Source organism: Pseudomonas sp. P1_F1_2 (genome assembly GCF_056405815.1).
Window position 1 is genome coordinate 1 of the sequence record NZ_JBFUBK010000137.1, and the last position, 14,405, is coordinate 14,405.

Consider the following 14,405-nt stretch of genomic DNA (forward strand, 5'->3'; position numbering starts at 1 on the left):
ACACATTCTGTCTGAAAGGGCAGGGTGGCCGAATCGCGAGTGCTGCGCACTCGAACGCAGCCTGCGGCAGCTGCTACAGGGACGGATCTGGCCTCGGATTTACGGGGTTCGGCGGTAAGTGATTGTTATGTCGGCAAAAAACTTTGAAATATTTTAAAAATAAGTTTGACAGCTTTTCGATCCGCCATTAAGATTCGCCCCGTCCTCAGCGATGAGGGGCTATAGCTCAGCTGGGAGAGCGCTTGCATGGCATGCAAGAGGTCGACGGTTCGATCCCGTCTAGCTCCACCAATTTACACTTCAAGGTCTGGCCACACCGGCCTTGAAGCGATCAACACTCAGCGTTGATCTGTTGTATAGAAGGGTTTGCGTCCCCTTCGTCTAGTGGCCTAGGACACCGCCCTTTCACGGCGGTAACAGGGGTTCGAGTCCCCTAGGGGACGCCAGTTTTACAGAAGCAGTGTCGCAAGATGCTGCTCCGCCGCCAGGCGATAAATCGGGGCTATAGCTCAGCTGGGAGAGCGCTTGCATGGCATGCAAGAGGTCAACGGTTCGATCCCGTTTAGCTCCACCAATTTTACAGTTCAAGGTCTGGCCACGCAGACTTTGAATCGATCAGCTCTCAGCACTGATCAGTTGTATAGAAGGTTTTGCGTCCCCTTCGTCTAGTGGCCTAGGACACCGCCCTTTCACGGCGGTAACAGGGGTTCGAGTCCCCTAGGGGACGCCACGATTACCCGCTCTGCGGGATTTTATAAGGGTCATTCAATTATTGAATGGCCCTTTTGTTTGTCTGGCGTTTGGCCAAATCCCCCTAATTCTTTCAAACTGTTCTTCAGACCAGCGGTCACATCCACGACTTGCGTAAAATTATTATGAGAATAATATTCTAGTCGTAATATTCGGAGGCAACGATGAACGATAAAAAAGCACAAACCCGCGAACGCATCCTCAAGGCTGCCAGTGCAGCGCTGATCCAGCGCGGCCCGGCAGAGCCGAGCGTGGGCGAAGTCATGGGCGCAGCCGGCCTGACCGTCGGCGGCTTCTACGCCCACTTCGAAAGCAAGGACGCCATGATGCTGGAGGCCTTCAAGCAATTGCTGGGTCACCGTCGTGACCTGATTGCTGACATGGACGCCCAGTTGACTGGCGAAGAGCGTCGCGCGTTGGTGGCGGCTTTTTACCTGTCACGCAAACACCGTGATTCCTCCGAGTCGGCGTGCCCGATTCCGGCCTCTGTCGGTGAACTGGGGCGGCTGCCGGACGCGTTTCGTGTCGCACTCAATGAGCATGTGGAAATGATGGTCGCGCAGTTGGCGGCCAGCCCGGAAGACACCGACAAGGCCCTGGCTGACATGGCGTTGATGGTGGGTGGTTTGGCTCTGGCGCGGGCGCTGGGGCCGGGAGAGTTGTCCGATCGATTACTGCGCGCCGCCAAATCTGCGGTGCAGTGACCTGAAGGCTGCGGCCTGGGGAGAATGCGATGAGCACGTTGAAGTGGGTTCGTGGCGTTAATGGCACCTTGGGCTGGTTCGCCCCGAAACTGGTCGCGAGCAAAATGCGACTGGCATTCATGACGCCGCGAGAACTGCCGCCGCGTGATTGGGAGCTGCCGTTGCTGGCGAAGTCCGAACGCATCACGCTGCGTTTCGGCCTTTCGGCGCTGCGCTGGGGGCAAGGCCCTGCGGTGTTGTTGATGCACGGTTGGGAAGGTCGGCCGACTCAGTTCGCCAGCCTCATCGCCGCGCTGGTGGAGGCCGGTTACACCGTGGTCGCCCTCGACGGCCCGGCGCATGGTCGCTCACCCGGTGAAGAAGCCAACGTCGTTCTGTTCGCCCGGGCCATGCTGGAAGCCGCTGCCGAACTGCCCCCGCTGCAAGCGGTCATTGGTCATTCGATGGGGGGCGCCAGTGCCATGCTCGCCGTGCAGTTGGGCCTGCGTACCGAGACCCTGGTGACTATCGCTGCTCCGGCGCGAATTCTCGGGGTGCTGCGCGGTTTCGCCAAGTACGTACGACTGCCCCCCAAAGCCCGCTCGGCATTCATTCGTCAGGTTGAGAAAGACGTGGGCATGCGCGCGGCGGCGCTGGATGTGGCGCACTATCAACTCGACATGCCCGGTCTGATCGTCCATGCCGAGGATGACTGCTACGTTTCGGTCAAGGAATCCCAGCTGATCCACGAAGCCTGGTTCGACAGCCGCTTGTTGCGCCTGCAAGAGGGTGGCCATCAGCGGGTGCTGGCGGATCCTCGGGTCATTGATGGCGTGCTATCACTGTTGGCCGGTCGCAGCCTGCAATCGCGCCAATCGGCGTAGGCATCCGTTACACTGCCCCGGTCGACATTATCTGACCGGGAGTGGGGCATGAGTTGGGATCGGGCAACGCCATTTATCATTGATCTGCAAGTAGGCGCCGAGGACATCGATGGGCTGGGTCACGCCAATAATGCGGTGTACGTGACGTGGCTCGAGCGCTGTGCCTGGCGCCACTCGCAGCGTCTGGGCCTTGATCTGGTCGAGTACCGGCGGCTGGACCGGGCAATGGCGGTCGTGCGGCACGAGATCGATTACCTGGCCGCGGCCTATGAGGATGACGAATTGCAGTTGGCGACCTGGATCGTCGATTGGGATCAGCGCCTTAAAATGACCCGACACTTCCAGTTGAAGCGCCCGAGCGACAACACCACCTTGCTGCGGGCTCAAACCACCTTCGTCTGCATCGAGCTGTCGACCGGCAAGCCCAAGCGCATGCCGGCCGAGTTCATCGAGGGTTACGGCCCGGCGCTGGCAGTCGCGATCTAACCTGTCTTCGCTGGCCTCATCGCGGGCAAGCCCGGCTCCCACAGGGGTCGGTGCTGGGCACAGATTTGTGTACGATGCTAACCCTGTGGGAGCCGGGCTTGCCCGCGATGGCGTCTGCACAATCGTCACCGTCCGGTCTGACGAAATACCTTCTGCGCGCCGAAACCAGTAAACTGCCGCACGTTTTTCGTCGAGTGTGTTTTTCATGCAAATTGCTTTGGCGCCCATGGAGGGGTTGGTCGACAACATCCTGCGGGACGTGCTGACCCGTGTGGGCGGTATTGATTGGTGCGTGACCGAGTTCATCCGGATCAACGATCAACTGCTCACGCCTGCCTACTACCACAAGTTCGGCCCTGAACTGCTGACCGGTGCCCGCACCGCCTCCGGCGTGCCGCTGCGCGTGCAACTGCTGGGTTCCGATCCGGTGTGCCTGGCCGAAAACGCCGCGCTGGCGTGTGAGCTGGGTTCTGAAGTCATCGACCTGAACTTCGGTTGCCCGGCCAAGACCGTCAACAAGTCTCGCGGCGGCGCGGTGCTGCTCAAAGAGCCTGAACTGCTCAACGAAATCGTCGAACACGTGCGTCGTGCGGTGCCTGCGCACATCCCGGTGACCGCCAAGATGCGCCTTGGTTTCGATAGCCCGGACGGCTCGCTGGTGTGTGCCACAGCCCTGGCCGAAGGCGGCGCGGCGCATATCGTGGTGCATGCCAGGACCAAAACCGATGGCTACAAACCACCGGCGCACTGGGAGTGGATCCCGCGAGTGCAAGAGGTGGTCAAGGTGCCGGTGTTTGCCAATGGCGACATCTGGAGTGTCGAAGACTGGCGTCGTTGCCGCGAAATCAGCGGCGTGGAAGACATCATGCTCGGTCGCGGCCTGGTCTCGCGTCCGGACCTGGCCCGGCAAATCGCGGCGGCACGCGCCGGTGAAGCCGTCGTCGAGATGACCTGGGCCGAGCTGTTACCACTGATCCAAGACTTCTGGCTGCAAGCTAAGGCGCAGATGACTCCCCGCCAATCCCCCGGTCGCTTGAAGCAGTGGCTGGCCATGTTGACGCGCAATTATCCGGAAGCCGTCGAGCTGTTTACTGTCCTGCGTCGCGAGACCGAACTGGATCAGGTCAGCCGTTTGTTGGGCCTGAGACTCCCGGAAGCGGCCTGAAAAAAATCTCGAAATAATCTCTTGAAATGCAATCAGCGGTCCCTATCTAAGGGTTACGCGATGCCGAATTCGGGTCGCGGAGACAAAAAACCTTGCTGATGTTTTCAGGAGATTTGAACCATGACTACTGCATTTTCCCTGGCCCCATTGTTCCGTTCCTCGGTGGGTTTCGACCGTTTCAACGACCTGTTTGAAACCGCCCTGCGTAATGAGCCAGGCAGCACCTACCCACCTTACAACGTGGAAAAACACGGTGATGACCAATACCGCATCGTCGTCGCCGCCGCCGGTTTCCAGGAAGAAGACCTGGACCTGCAAGTCGAGAAAGGTGTGCTGACCATCAGTGGTGGCAAACGTGACGCGAGCGAAGGCGTGACCTTCCTGCACCAAGGCATCGCCCAGCGTGCGTTCAAACTGTCGTTCCGCCTGGCGGATCACATCGAGATCAAAGCCGCTGACCTGCGTAACGGTCTGTTGAGCATCGATCTGCTGCGCATCGTTCCAGAAGAGGCGAAAGCCAAGCGCATCCCGATCAACGGGGCGCAAAAACCGGCTCTGCAGCACTAAGGCAGAGTAATGAAAAGGGCGCCATCAGCGCCCTTTTTTGTGTTTGTGTCCCGTCATTTCAGGAGCTTCTGCAACGCCTCTGCCGGCAACGGCCGACTGTGCAAATACCCTTGGTAAAAATGGCAGCCCAGTCCCTGTAAAAACTCCAATTGCTCCGCCGTCTCCACCCCTTCGGCAATCACCTTCAACTCCAGGCTGCGCGCCATGGCGACGATGGCGCGGATGATTTCGGCGTCGTTGGGGTCGGTCGTGGCATCGCGGATGAACGACTGATCGATTTTCAGGGTGTCGACCGGCAAGCGCTTGAGATAGGTCAGTGACGAGTAGCCGGTGCCGAAGTCGTCCATCGCGAAACTCACGCCGAGCTTTTTCAGGCGACGCRTTTTACTGATGGTGTCTTCCAGGTTCTGGATGACGATGCCTTCAGTGATTTCCAGTTTCAGCAGCGAGCAGGGCAGGCCGTGGCTGGTAAGGCTGTGTTCGATGCGTTCGACGAAGTCGTTTTGGCGGAATTGTCTTGGGCTGATGTTCACGCACAGGCTGAAGCTGAGCGGGTTGACCAGGCCTTTGTCGACCAGTTTTTTAAAGTCTCTGCACACTTCGTCGACAATCCAGGTGCCGACTTCAAGAATCAGGCCGCTGTCTTCCAGCACCTTGATGAACTCGGCAGGTGCCTGTGCGCCGAGTTCCGGGTGGTCCCAGCGCACCAGTGCTTCGGCGCCGACAATGCGATTGCCCCGGGCGTCGATCTGGGGTTGGTAATGCACATGGAATTCGCCCCGGGAAAGGGCCAGACGCAGGTCGGTTTCCATGCGCAGGCGTTCGCTGGCGGCCTTCTGCATGGTGTTGTGATACATCTGCGTGGTGTTGCGACCCGAATCCTTGGCGCGGTACAGCGCAATGTCGGCGCGTTTAAGCAAATCGGTCGGGGTCGAGCCGTGGTCGGGGATCAGTGCGATGCCGATGCTCGGCGTCACCTGCAGGCGCTGGCCATCAAGGAACATCGGTTCCGACAACAATTCTCGCAAGGTGTCGGCCAATTCCCGTACCTGGGTGCTGACTTCGTTGCGCGAACCTTCCAGGCCGCTGAGCAATACCACGAATTCATCACCGCCGAGCCGCGCCACGGTGTCTTCCATGCGCACGCTGGCTTCGAGTCGCGCGGTGATGATTTTCAGCACCGTATCGCCGACCGGGTGACCGAGAGAGTCGTTGATGTGCTTGAAGTGATCGAGGTCGAGAAACAGCAGCGCACCGCGCAGGTTGTGGCGCTTGAGCAGGGCGATCTGCTGGCTCAGGCGGTCCATCAGCAGGGCGCGGTTGGGCAGGTTGGTCAAGGGGTCGTGGTAGGCCAGGTGACGGATCTGCGCTTCGGCGTTTTTCAGCAGGCTGACGTCGCGGGCGGTCAGCAGCAGGCAGGCGGTTTCGTTGAGGGTGATGGGTTCGACCGAAACTTCGACGGTGAGCAACTCTCCACGCTTGTTGCGTCCGAGCATTTCCTGGTGATGCACGCGGCCCTTGATCTGTAGCTCGGCGAGCAGCGCCGCACGTTGTTTCTCTTCGGCCCAGATGCCCACCTCATACACCGTACGGCCGATGACCTCTTGCGCGCGATAGCCGGTCAGGCGGCAGAAACCGTCGTTGACTTCCAGGTAGCGCCCGGTGTCGCGTTCGGTAATGGTGATGGCGTCGGGGCTTGAATGAAACGCCTTGGCAAACTTCTCTTCACTGGCCTTCAGCGCCGCTTCAGAGCGTTGTTGCTGGGTGATATCACGCAAGGTGGTGACGATGCAGGGTTCTTCGCCAACGTTGATCTGGCGGCTGGAAATCACGCAGGTCAGGGATTGCCCGTCCTTGTGCTGGGCGACGATGGCGACATTGTTCAGTCCTTGTTCGCGGATGACCTGTTCGATCCGCTGCAGGCTTTTCGCCGAGGCGTCCCACAGGCCAATTTCGTCGGCGCTGCGGCCAATCACTTCGTCGGCACTCCAGCCAAAGGTCTGGGTGAAGCTGGAGTTGATCTCGATGAACTGGCCGGTGTCCTGGCGGGTCACGCAAATCGGATCCGGGCTGACCTGAAACAGCGTGGCGAATTTTTCTTCCGAGGCCACCAACCGCTGTTCGCGCTCCACCTGATCGGTGATGTCCAGCAGGGTGCCGGCCATGCGCAGCGGGACGCCGTTTTCATCGCGGTAGAGGCGGGCGCGGCTTTCCAGGTAGCGCGAACTGCCGTCCGGTAGTTGAACGCGGTAAGTCAGTTGATAATTGCCGGCCGGGCCTTCGCGCAGGCTGCGGTAGGCGTCGCGCATGGTGTCGCGCTCTTCGCCGGGCACACCTTCGAAAAACTCCTCGAACGACTCGTGGAAAGGTTTGGCTTCCAGGCCGTGCAATTGAGCGGCCCGCGCCGAACCGTAGAGCATGCCGCTGGGAATGTGCCAGTCCCAGGTGCCGAGTTGCGCCGAGTCCAGGGCGAGGTCGAGACGCTCCTGGCTGTCCTTGAGGGCTTGTTCGGCAACTCTGCGTTCGGTGGTGTCGAGGAAGGTGCTCAGCAGATAGGGCTGGCCTTCGAGTTCGACATTTTGCGCACTGAGGATGCCGTCGTGGATTTGCCCGTTGCTGGCGCGAAATTGCACCTCCATTCTGACCAGGTCGCCCTTGGCCTTGGTGGCTGCGACCAATTTGGCGCGTTGCTCCGGGTGAACCCAGAGGCCCAGATCCAGCGTGGTACGGCCTATCGCGTTTTGCACCGGCCAGCCGAACAGGCTTTCGAAATGCTGGTTGGCTTCGGTGATCAAGCCGTCTTCCTGGCGGGTCAGCAACACCATGTTCGGACACAGGTGAAACAGCGTTGCGAAGCGTTTTTCCGAGCTGCTCAGGGCTTGTTCGCGCTGGCGCTGGTGGGTGATTTCGCGGATGACACCAATCATGCGCGGCCGGCCGTTTTTATCCGGCAGCAGGCTGCCGTTGATCTCCAGCCAGTGCAGGCTGCCGTCGGGCCAGCGGATGCGGTGATGCATCGCCTGCTCCAGCGGGGCTCCGGCAATCACCGCGTGGAAGGCGCGCACGGTTTTCGCCCGGTCCTCCGGCGGCAGCAAGTCGAGGTATTCCAGATCCTCTGGCAACGGCATGTGCGGGTCGAAGCCAAACAGCGCCTGAGTCCCGCGCGACCAACTGATCTGCCCACGTTCGATGTCCCAATACCAGGCCCCCAGACGCGCACCGTTGAGGGCGGCGAGCAATTGTGGCGCGCTTTCCCAGCTCAACTCGGACCGTTTGGGGTCTAGCGCCTGGATGCGGGGCATCGGCGGAATACGGTCAACAGACTTCGGCATTGGCAGCTGGCCTTGGGCGGAAATGGGCGTTAAGCGCAGGTATTCGTGACTCTACAGGAGTAGCACAGGTTAGCCTTGAGTCCCTGGCAAATCGATTTGTGCGTCCAGCAAAGCCATAAAAGCCCTTGCAGCATTCGATAGAGTCCGTTCAGTGTGCAAGATATAGCCTAGCTGGCGAGTCAGTTGTATGCCCGGTAAAGGTATTCGCGCAACCTGATCGTCCAGCATTGTGCGCGGTAATACGCTCCAGGCCAGGCCGATCGAGACCATCATCTTGATCGTTTCCAGGTAATTGGTACTCATGGCGATATTCGGTGTCAGGCCTTGCGCCTCGAACAGCCGCTGAACGATGTGATGAGTAAAGGTGTTACCACCGGGGAAGACTGCCGGGTGCAGGGCAATGTCGGCCAGGTTGACCGCGCCGTTGCTGATCAGCGAATGCTCCGGGGCGACCACGAAATCCAGCGGGTCGTCCCACACCGGCGTCGCCTTGACCAGTGTGTGCGGTTCCGGCGCCAGGGTAATGACCGCCAGTTCCGCACGGCCATGGAGAATTTCTTCGTAGGCCACTTCCGAATCGAGGAACTGAATATCCAGCGCGACTTGGGGGTAGCGCCGGGTGAACTCCCTTAATAAGGGCGGCAACCGGTGCAAGCCGATGTGGTGACTGGTGGCCAGGGTCAGGCGGCCGGACACCTCGCCCGTCAGGTTGGTCAGGGCGCGGCGGGTGTCGTCCAGCACATTGAGAATCTGGTAGGCCCGTGGCAGCAGGGCACGGCCGGCCTCGGTCAGGCCGACTTCGCGGCCCAGACGGTCAAACAGGCGCACCTTCAATTGCTGCTCCAGGCCGGCGATGCGTTTGCTGATGGCGGGCTGAGTCAGGTGCAGCCGTTCGCCGGCGCCGGAGAAGCTCCCGGTCTCGGCAATTGCGATAAAAGCATTGAGGTTGGCCAGATCCATCGTCGTATTCCAGTTGGTTATCCAAAGCATAAAAAATATGAATTTGAGTTATTTAATGTAACCCCCTAGGATCGACCTCACAAGCCAAGGGGTTATTGAACTGTGCAAAACCCAAGGCATAGAAAATAGTAAAAAGCTGATGAGGAACCGTCTGATGGCCGGCAAAACGCTTTACGACAAGCTCTGGGATTCCCATGAAGTGAAACGGCGCGACGATGGGTCGTCGCTGATCTACATCGACCGCCACATCATCCATGAAGTGACTTCGCCCCAAGCTTTCGAAGGCCTGCGCCTGGCCGGGCGCAAGCCTTGGCGAGTCGACTCGATCATCGCCACCCCGGACCACAACGTGCCGACCACCCCGGATCGCAAGGGCGGCATCGAAGCGATTACCGATCAGGTCTCGCGTTTGCAGGTTCAGACCCTCGATGACTACTGCGATGAATACGGCATCACCGAATTCAAGATGAATGACGTGCGTCAGGGCATCGTTCATGTGATCGGTCCGGAGCAGGGCGCAACCTTGCCGGGCATGACCGTAGTCTGCGGCGACTCGCACACCTCGACTCACGGTGCGTTTGGCGCTTTGGCGCACGGTATCGGTACTTCCGAGGTTGAACACGTGTTTGCGACGCAGTGCCTGGTCGCCAAGAAAATGAAGAACATGCTGGTCTCGGTCGAGGGCACATTGCCGTTCGGCGTGACCGCCAAGGACATCGTTCTCGCCGTGATCGGCCAGATCGGCACCGCCGGCGGCAACGGCCACGCTATCGAGTTCGCTGGCAGCGCGATTCGCGACCTGTCCGTCGAAGGCCGTATGACCATCTGCAACATGTCCATTGAAGCCGGCGCTCGTGTGGGGCTGGTGGCTGCGGACGAAAAAACCGTGGAATACGTCAAGGGCCGTCCATTCGCCCCGAAAGGCGCGGAATGGGACATGGCCGTCGAAGCCTGGAAAGATTTGGTCTCCGACGCTGACGCCGTATTCGACACCGTGGTCAAGCTCGACGCGACCCAGATCAAGCCACAAGTCAGCTGGGGCACCTCGCCCGAGATGGTCCTGGCGGTTGATCAGAACGTGCCGGACCCAGCGAAGGAAATGGACCTGGTCAAACGCGGTTCCATCGAGCGCGCGTTGAAGTACATGGGGTTGAGCGCCAATCAGGCGATCACCGACATTCAGTTGGATCGCGTATTTATCGGCTCTTGCACCAACTCGCGGATCGAAGACTTGCGTGCTGCTGCGGTGATCGCGAAGGGCCGCAAAGTCGCTTCGACGATCAAGCAGGCCATCGTTGTGCCGGGCTCGGGCCTGGTGAAGGCACAAGCAGAGGCGGAAGGCCTGGACAAGATTTTCCTCGAGGCCGGTTTCGAATGGCGCGAGCCGGGTTGCTCGATGTGCCTGGCGATGAACCCGGACCGTTTGGAGTCCGGCGAGCATTGCGCATCGACTTCCAACCGCAACTTCGAAGGGCGTCAGGGCGCCGGTGGCCGTACGCACCTGGTCAGCCCGGCCATGGCCGCGGCGGCTGCCGTCAACGGTCGTTTCATCGACGTTCGCGAACTGATCTGAGGAACCGCACATGAGAGCTTTTACCCAACACACCGGTTTGGTCGCGCCATTGGATCGAGCGAACGTCGATACCGACCAGATCATTCCGAAGCAGTTTCTGAAGTCGATCAAGCGCACCGGTTTTGGCCCGAACCTTTTTGATGAGTGGCGCTACCTGGACGTGGGGTATGCCTACCAGGACAACTCCAAGCGCCCGTTGAACAAGGATTTCGTGCTCAACGCCGAGCGTTATCAAGGCGCCAGCGTGTTGCTGGCCCGTGAGAACTTCGGTTGCGGCTCCAGCCGTGAACACGCGCCGTGGGCACTGGAAGAGTACGGTTTCCGCAGCATCATCGCGCCGAGCTACGCCGACATTTTCTACAACAACAGCTTCAAGAACGGCTTGCTGCCGATCATCCTGAGCGACGCTGAAGTGGATGAGCTGTTCCAGCAGGTCGAAGCCAATCCTGGCTATCAGTTGACGGTCGATCTGCAAGCCCAGACGGTGACCCGGCCGGACGGCAAGGTCTACAGCTTCGAACTGGACGAGTTTCGCAAGCATTGCCTGGTCAATGGCCTGGATGACATCGGCCTGACCTTGCAAGACCACGAAGCAATTGCGACGTTTGAGGCCAAGCATCGTGCGAGCCAGCCTTGGTTGTTTCGCGACGCGTAAGCAAGATTGGAATTGATGTAGTCAGGGCTGGCCTCATCGCGGGCAAGCCCGGCTCCTACAGGTTATGTGAGCGCCACAATCCCTGTAGGAACCGGGCTTGCTCGCGATGAGGCCCGAATAAACACCCCAAGACTCACCCCAAAAAGGAAGTCCTCCATGACCAGCACCGCCCAACACAGTCAGGTTGTACAAAAGCAATTCGGTGAACAGGCTTCGGCCTACCTGAGCAGCGCCGTACACGCTCAAGGCACTGAGTTCGCGTTGCTACAGGCCGAACTGGCAGGGCAGGGCAGTGCCCGGGTGCTGGACCTGGGTTGCGGCGCCGGCCATGTGAGTTTTCACGTGGCGTCGCTGGTCAAGGAAGTGGTCGCCTACGACCTGTCGCAGCAGATGCTCGACGTGGTCGCTGCCGCTGCTGTTGATCGCGGCATCAGCAACATTTCCACGGTCAACGGCGCCGCCGAGCGTCTGCCGTTTGCCGATGGCGAGTTCGACTTCGTGTTCAGCCGTTATTCGGCGCACCACTGGAGCGATCTCGGTGTAGCCCTGCGCGAAGTTCGTCGGGTGCTGAAACCGGGTGGTGTGGCGGCGTTCATTGACGTGTTGTCACCGGGTAGCCCGTTGTTCGACACTTACCTGCAGAGCGTCGAAGTGCTGCGTGACACCAGCCATGTGCGCGATTATTCGGCCGGTGAGTGGTTGCGACAGGTCAGCGAGGCGGGGTTGCATACCCGCAGCACCACGCGTCAGCGGCTGCGCCTGGAGTACACCTCCTGGGTTGAGCGCATGCGTACACCTGAAGTGATGCGCGCGGCGATCCGCGAATTGCAGCAGTCGATGGGCAACGAAGTACGTGAATATTTTGAGATAGAAGCCGATGGCTCGTTCAGTACCGATGTGTTGGTGCTGTGGGCTGAGCGATAAGCATTTTTCCGGGCGCGCTGATTGATGGCGCACCGACTGAAGACATGAGGAAAGCATGAGCAAGCAGATTCTGATTCTCCCAGGTGACGGTATTGGCCCGGAAATCATGGCCGAAGCGGTCAAGGTGCTGGAATTGGCCAGTGACAAGTTCGCCCTGGGCTTTGAACTGAGCCACGACGTGATCGGCGGCGCGGCCATCGACAAGCACGGCGTGCCTCTGGCCGATGAAACCCTGGAGCGCGCCCGCGCGGCCGACGCGGTACTGCTGGGCGCCGTGGGCGGCCCGAAATGGGACACCATCGAGCGTGACATCCGCCCTGAGCGCGGCCTGCTGAAAATCCGTGCGCAACTGGGCCTGTTCGGCAACCTGCGTCCGGCGATCCTGTACCCGCAACTTGCCGAAGCTTCGAGCCTGAAGCCGGAAATCGTGGCGGGCCTGGACATCCTGATCGTCCGTGAACTGACCGGCGGTATCTACTTTGGCGCACCACGCGGCACCCGCACCCTGGAAAACGGCGAGCGTCAGTCCTACGACACCCTGCCGTACAGCGAAAGCGAAATCCGCCGTATCGCCCGTGTCGGTTTCGACATGGCCATGGTGCGCGGCAAGAAGCTGTGCTCGGTGGACAAGGCCAACGTATTGGCGTCCAGCCAGCTGTGGCGTGAAATCGTCGAGGAAGTGGCTAAGGATTACCCGCAAGTCGAGCTGAGCCACATGTACGTCGACAACGCCGCCATGCAACTGGTGCGCGCACCGAAGCAGTTCGACGTGATCGTCACCGACAACATGTTCGGCGACATCCTGTCCGACCAGGCCTCAATGCTCACCGGTTCCATTGGCATGCTGCCGTCGGCGTCCCTGGACACCAACAACAAAGGTATGTACGAGCCGTGCCACGGTTCGGCGCCGGACATCGCTGGCAAGGGCATCGCCAACCCGTTGGCGACCATTTTGTCGGTGTCGATGATGCTGCGTTACAGCTTCAACCAGCAGTCGGCGGCCGATGCCATCGAGAAAGCCGTGAGCCTGGTGCTGGATCAAGGGCTGCGCACGGGTGACATCTGGTCGGCGGGTTGCACTAAAGTCGGTACGCAGGAAATGGGTGACGCAGTAGTCGCCGCGCTGCGGAATCTGTAATCTCTCGGGCCCGCTGCCAAATTCAAGACAAAGCAGCGGCCCACATTTCAAGAAGGTGTAGTTGCGATGAAACGTGTAGGTCTGATCGGTTGGCGCGGTATGGTCGGTTCCGTGCTCATGCAGCGGATGCTGGAAGAGCAGGATTTCGATCTTATCGAGCCGGTGTTTTTCACCACTTCCAATGTTGGTGGCCAAGGCCCGTCCGTGGGTAAGGATATTGCTCCGCTCAAGGACGCTTACAGCATTGAAGAGCTGAAAACCCTCGACGTGATTCTGACTTGCCAGGGTGGCGACTACACCAGCGAAGTGTTCCCCAAGCTGCGCGAAGCCGGCTGGCAGGGTTACTGGATCGATGCCGCTTCCAGCCTGCGTATGCAGGATGATGCGGTCATCGTGCTGGACCCGGTCAACCGCAAGGTCATTGACCAGCAGCTGGATGCGGGCACCAAGAATTACATCGGCGGCAACTGCACCGTCAGTCTGATGCTGATGGGCCTGGGTGGCCTGTTTGAAGCCGGTCTGGTGGAGTGGATGAGCGCCATGACCTATCAGGCAGCCTCTGGTGCCGGCGCGCAGAACATGCGTGAACTGATCAAGCAAATGGGCGCGACCCACGCCGCTGTCGCCGATCAACTGGCCGACCCTGCCAGCGCGATCCTCGACATCGATCGTCGTGTCGCCGAAGCCATGCGCAGCGACGCGTACCCGACCGAGAACTTCGGCGTACCGCTGGCCGGCAGCCTGATCCCGTGGATCGACAAGGAACTGCCGAACGGCCAGAGCCGTGAAGAGTGGAAGGCCCAGGCCGAGACCAACAAGATCCTTGGTCGTTTCAAGAGCCCGATTCCGGTCGATGGCATCTGCGTGCGCATCGGCGCCATGCGCTGCCACAGCCAGGCGCTGACCATCAAACTGAACAAAGACGTGCCGATCGCCGACATCGAAGGGCTGATCAGCCAGCACAACCCTTGGGTGAAACTGGTGCCGAACAACCGCGACATCAGCATGCAGGAGCTGAGCCCTACCAAGGTCACTGGCACCCTGAACGTGCCGGTTGGCCGTCTGCGCAAGCTGAACATGGGTTCGCAATTCGTCGGTGCCTTCACCGTCGGCGACCAACTGCTGTGGGGCGCGGCCGAACCGCTGCGTCGCATGCTGCGGATTCTGCTCGAGCGTTGATCGGTTGAAGCAATGAAACAACCCGCGCCTTGAAAGAGGCGCGGGTTTTTTGGTTATTGGGTGACTGTTAAGCCGCCATCGCGAGCAAGCTCGGCTCCTACAAGTGCGC

Annotated in this window: 12 protein-coding genes and 4 tRNA genes; 14 read left to right on the forward strand and 2 right to left on the reverse strand. The window is 60.0% G+C overall.

Annotated elements, in window-relative coordinates; translation table 11 throughout:
- Positions 1-215 precede the first annotated feature (215 nt).
- From AC1D2P_RS27765 to AC1D2P_RS27805, 9 genes are all read left to right on the forward strand, one after another.
- A tRNA-Ala gene (locus tag AC1D2P_RS27765) sits at positions 216-291 on the forward strand.
- A gap of 79 nt (positions 292-370) precedes the next feature.
- A tRNA-Glu gene (locus AC1D2P_RS27770) sits at positions 371-446 on the forward strand.
- Between the two features lie 52 nt (positions 447-498).
- Positions 499-574, forward strand: a tRNA-Ala gene (locus AC1D2P_RS27775).
- Between the two features lie 80 nt (positions 575-654).
- Positions 655-730 (forward strand) — tRNA-Glu (locus tag AC1D2P_RS27780).
- A gap of 184 nt (positions 731-914) precedes the next feature.
- Entirely contained in the window at positions 915-1,454 is a 540-nt protein-coding gene (locus AC1D2P_RS27785; protein ID WP_046026906.1) for a TetR/AcrR family transcriptional regulator, read from the forward strand.
- A gap of 29 nt (positions 1,455-1,483) precedes the next feature.
- On the forward strand, positions 1,484-2,317 hold the full coding sequence (locus AC1D2P_RS27790; RefSeq protein ID WP_109785880.1) for an alpha/beta fold hydrolase: 834 nt from the start codon (positions 1,484-1,486) through the stop codon (positions 2,315-2,317).
- A gap of 48 nt (positions 2,318-2,365) precedes the next feature.
- Positions 2,366-2,803: an acyl-CoA thioesterase gene (locus tag AC1D2P_RS27795; protein ID WP_077430540.1), complete on the forward strand. Its 438-nt coding sequence runs from the start codon at positions 2,366-2,368 to the stop codon at positions 2,801-2,803.
- A gap of 205 nt (positions 2,804-3,008) precedes the next feature.
- A complete protein-coding gene (locus tag AC1D2P_RS27800) occupies positions 3,009-3,968 on the forward strand; it encodes a tRNA dihydrouridine synthase (RefSeq protein WP_046026903.1) in 960 nt (319 codons plus the stop codon).
- Between the two features lie 120 nt (positions 3,969-4,088).
- On the forward strand, positions 4,089-4,535 hold the full coding sequence (locus tag AC1D2P_RS27805) for an Hsp20 family protein (RefSeq protein WP_477757604.1): 447 nt from the start codon (positions 4,089-4,091) through the stop codon (positions 4,533-4,535).
- Positions 4,536-4,588: 53 nt separating this feature from the next.
- Here AC1D2P_RS27805 and AC1D2P_RS27810 read toward each other — a convergent pair whose 3' ends face one another.
- Positions 4,589-7,867, reverse strand: a complete 3,279-nt coding sequence (locus tag AC1D2P_RS27810) for a sensor domain-containing protein (RefSeq protein ID WP_477811693.1) — start codon at positions 7,865-7,867, stop codon at positions 4,589-4,591.
- Positions 7,868-7,936: 69 nt separating this feature from the next.
- Complete coding sequence (locus AC1D2P_RS27815; RefSeq protein ID WP_046026900.1) at positions 7,937-8,827, reverse strand: LysR family transcriptional regulator; 891 nt, start codon at positions 8,825-8,827, stop codon at positions 7,937-7,939.
- A 154-nt stretch (positions 8,828-8,981) separates the two neighbouring features.
- On the opposite strand from AC1D2P_RS27815, the gene leuC reads away from it, so the two are divergent.
- The 5 genes from leuC (at position 8,982) to asd (ending at position 14,296) form a co-directional block, all read left to right on the forward strand.
- Complete coding sequence (leuC, locus tag AC1D2P_RS27820; RefSeq protein ID WP_046026899.1) at positions 8,982-10,400, forward strand: 3-isopropylmalate dehydratase large subunit; 1,419 nt, start codon at positions 8,982-8,984, stop codon at positions 10,398-10,400.
- 10 nt (positions 10,401-10,410) lie between these two features.
- Positions 10,411-11,055, forward strand: a complete 645-nt coding sequence (gene leuD, locus AC1D2P_RS27825) for a 3-isopropylmalate dehydratase small subunit (RefSeq protein WP_046026898.1) — start codon at positions 10,411-10,413, stop codon at positions 11,053-11,055.
- Between the two features lie 156 nt (positions 11,056-11,211).
- Positions 11,212-11,979, forward strand: a complete 768-nt coding sequence (locus AC1D2P_RS27830; protein ID WP_477757603.1) for a class I SAM-dependent methyltransferase — start codon at positions 11,212-11,214, stop codon at positions 11,977-11,979.
- A gap of 55 nt (positions 11,980-12,034) precedes the next feature.
- On the forward strand, positions 12,035-13,117 hold the full coding sequence (leuB, locus tag AC1D2P_RS27835; RefSeq protein ID WP_046026896.1) for a 3-isopropylmalate dehydrogenase: 1,083 nt from the start codon (positions 12,035-12,037) through the stop codon (positions 13,115-13,117).
- Between the two features lie 66 nt (positions 13,118-13,183).
- On the forward strand, positions 13,184-14,296 hold the full coding sequence (asd, locus tag AC1D2P_RS27840; protein ID WP_046026895.1) for an aspartate-semialdehyde dehydrogenase: 1,113 nt from the start codon (positions 13,184-13,186) through the stop codon (positions 14,294-14,296).
- The last annotated feature ends 109 nt before the right edge of the window (positions 14,297-14,405 follow it).

What these genes read in the sequence shown, in the direction of transcription:
- AC1D2P_RS27805 (WP_477757604.1), top strand. Translation starts at nt 4,089, where the DNA reads ATGACTACTGCATTTTCCCTGGCCCCATTGTTCCGTTCCTCGGTGGGT.
- leuC (WP_046026899.1), top strand. Translation starts at nt 8,982, where the DNA reads ATGGCCGGCAAAACGCTTTACGACAAGCTCTGGGATTCCCATGAAGTG.
- asd (WP_046026895.1), top strand. Translation starts at nt 13,184, where the DNA reads ATGAAACGTGTAGGTCTGATCGGTTGGCGCGGTATGGTCGGTTCCGTG.
- AC1D2P_RS27830 (WP_477757603.1), top strand. Translation starts at nt 11,212, where the DNA reads ATGACCAGCACCGCCCAACACAGTCAGGTTGTACAAAAGCAATTCGGT.
- AC1D2P_RS27785 (WP_046026906.1), top strand. Translation starts at nt 915, where the DNA reads ATGAACGATAAAAAAGCACAAACCCGCGAACGCATCCTCAAGGCTGCC.
- leuD (WP_046026898.1), top strand. Translation starts at nt 10,411, where the DNA reads ATGAGAGCTTTTACCCAACACACCGGTTTGGTCGCGCCATTGGATCGA.
- AC1D2P_RS27790 (WP_109785880.1), top strand. Translation starts at nt 1,484, where the DNA reads ATGAGCACGTTGAAGTGGGTTCGTGGCGTTAATGGCACCTTGGGCTGG.
- AC1D2P_RS27815 (WP_046026900.1), bottom strand. Translation starts at nt 8,827, where the DNA reads ATGGATCTGGCCAACCTCAATGCTTTTATCGCAATTGCCGAGACCGGG.
- leuB (WP_046026896.1), top strand. Translation starts at nt 12,035, where the DNA reads ATGAGCAAGCAGATTCTGATTCTCCCAGGTGACGGTATTGGCCCGGAA.
- AC1D2P_RS27795 (WP_077430540.1), top strand. Translation starts at nt 2,366, where the DNA reads ATGAGTTGGGATCGGGCAACGCCATTTATCATTGATCTGCAAGTAGGC.
- AC1D2P_RS27800 (WP_046026903.1), top strand. Translation starts at nt 3,009, where the DNA reads ATGCAAATTGCTTTGGCGCCCATGGAGGGGTTGGTCGACAACATCCTG.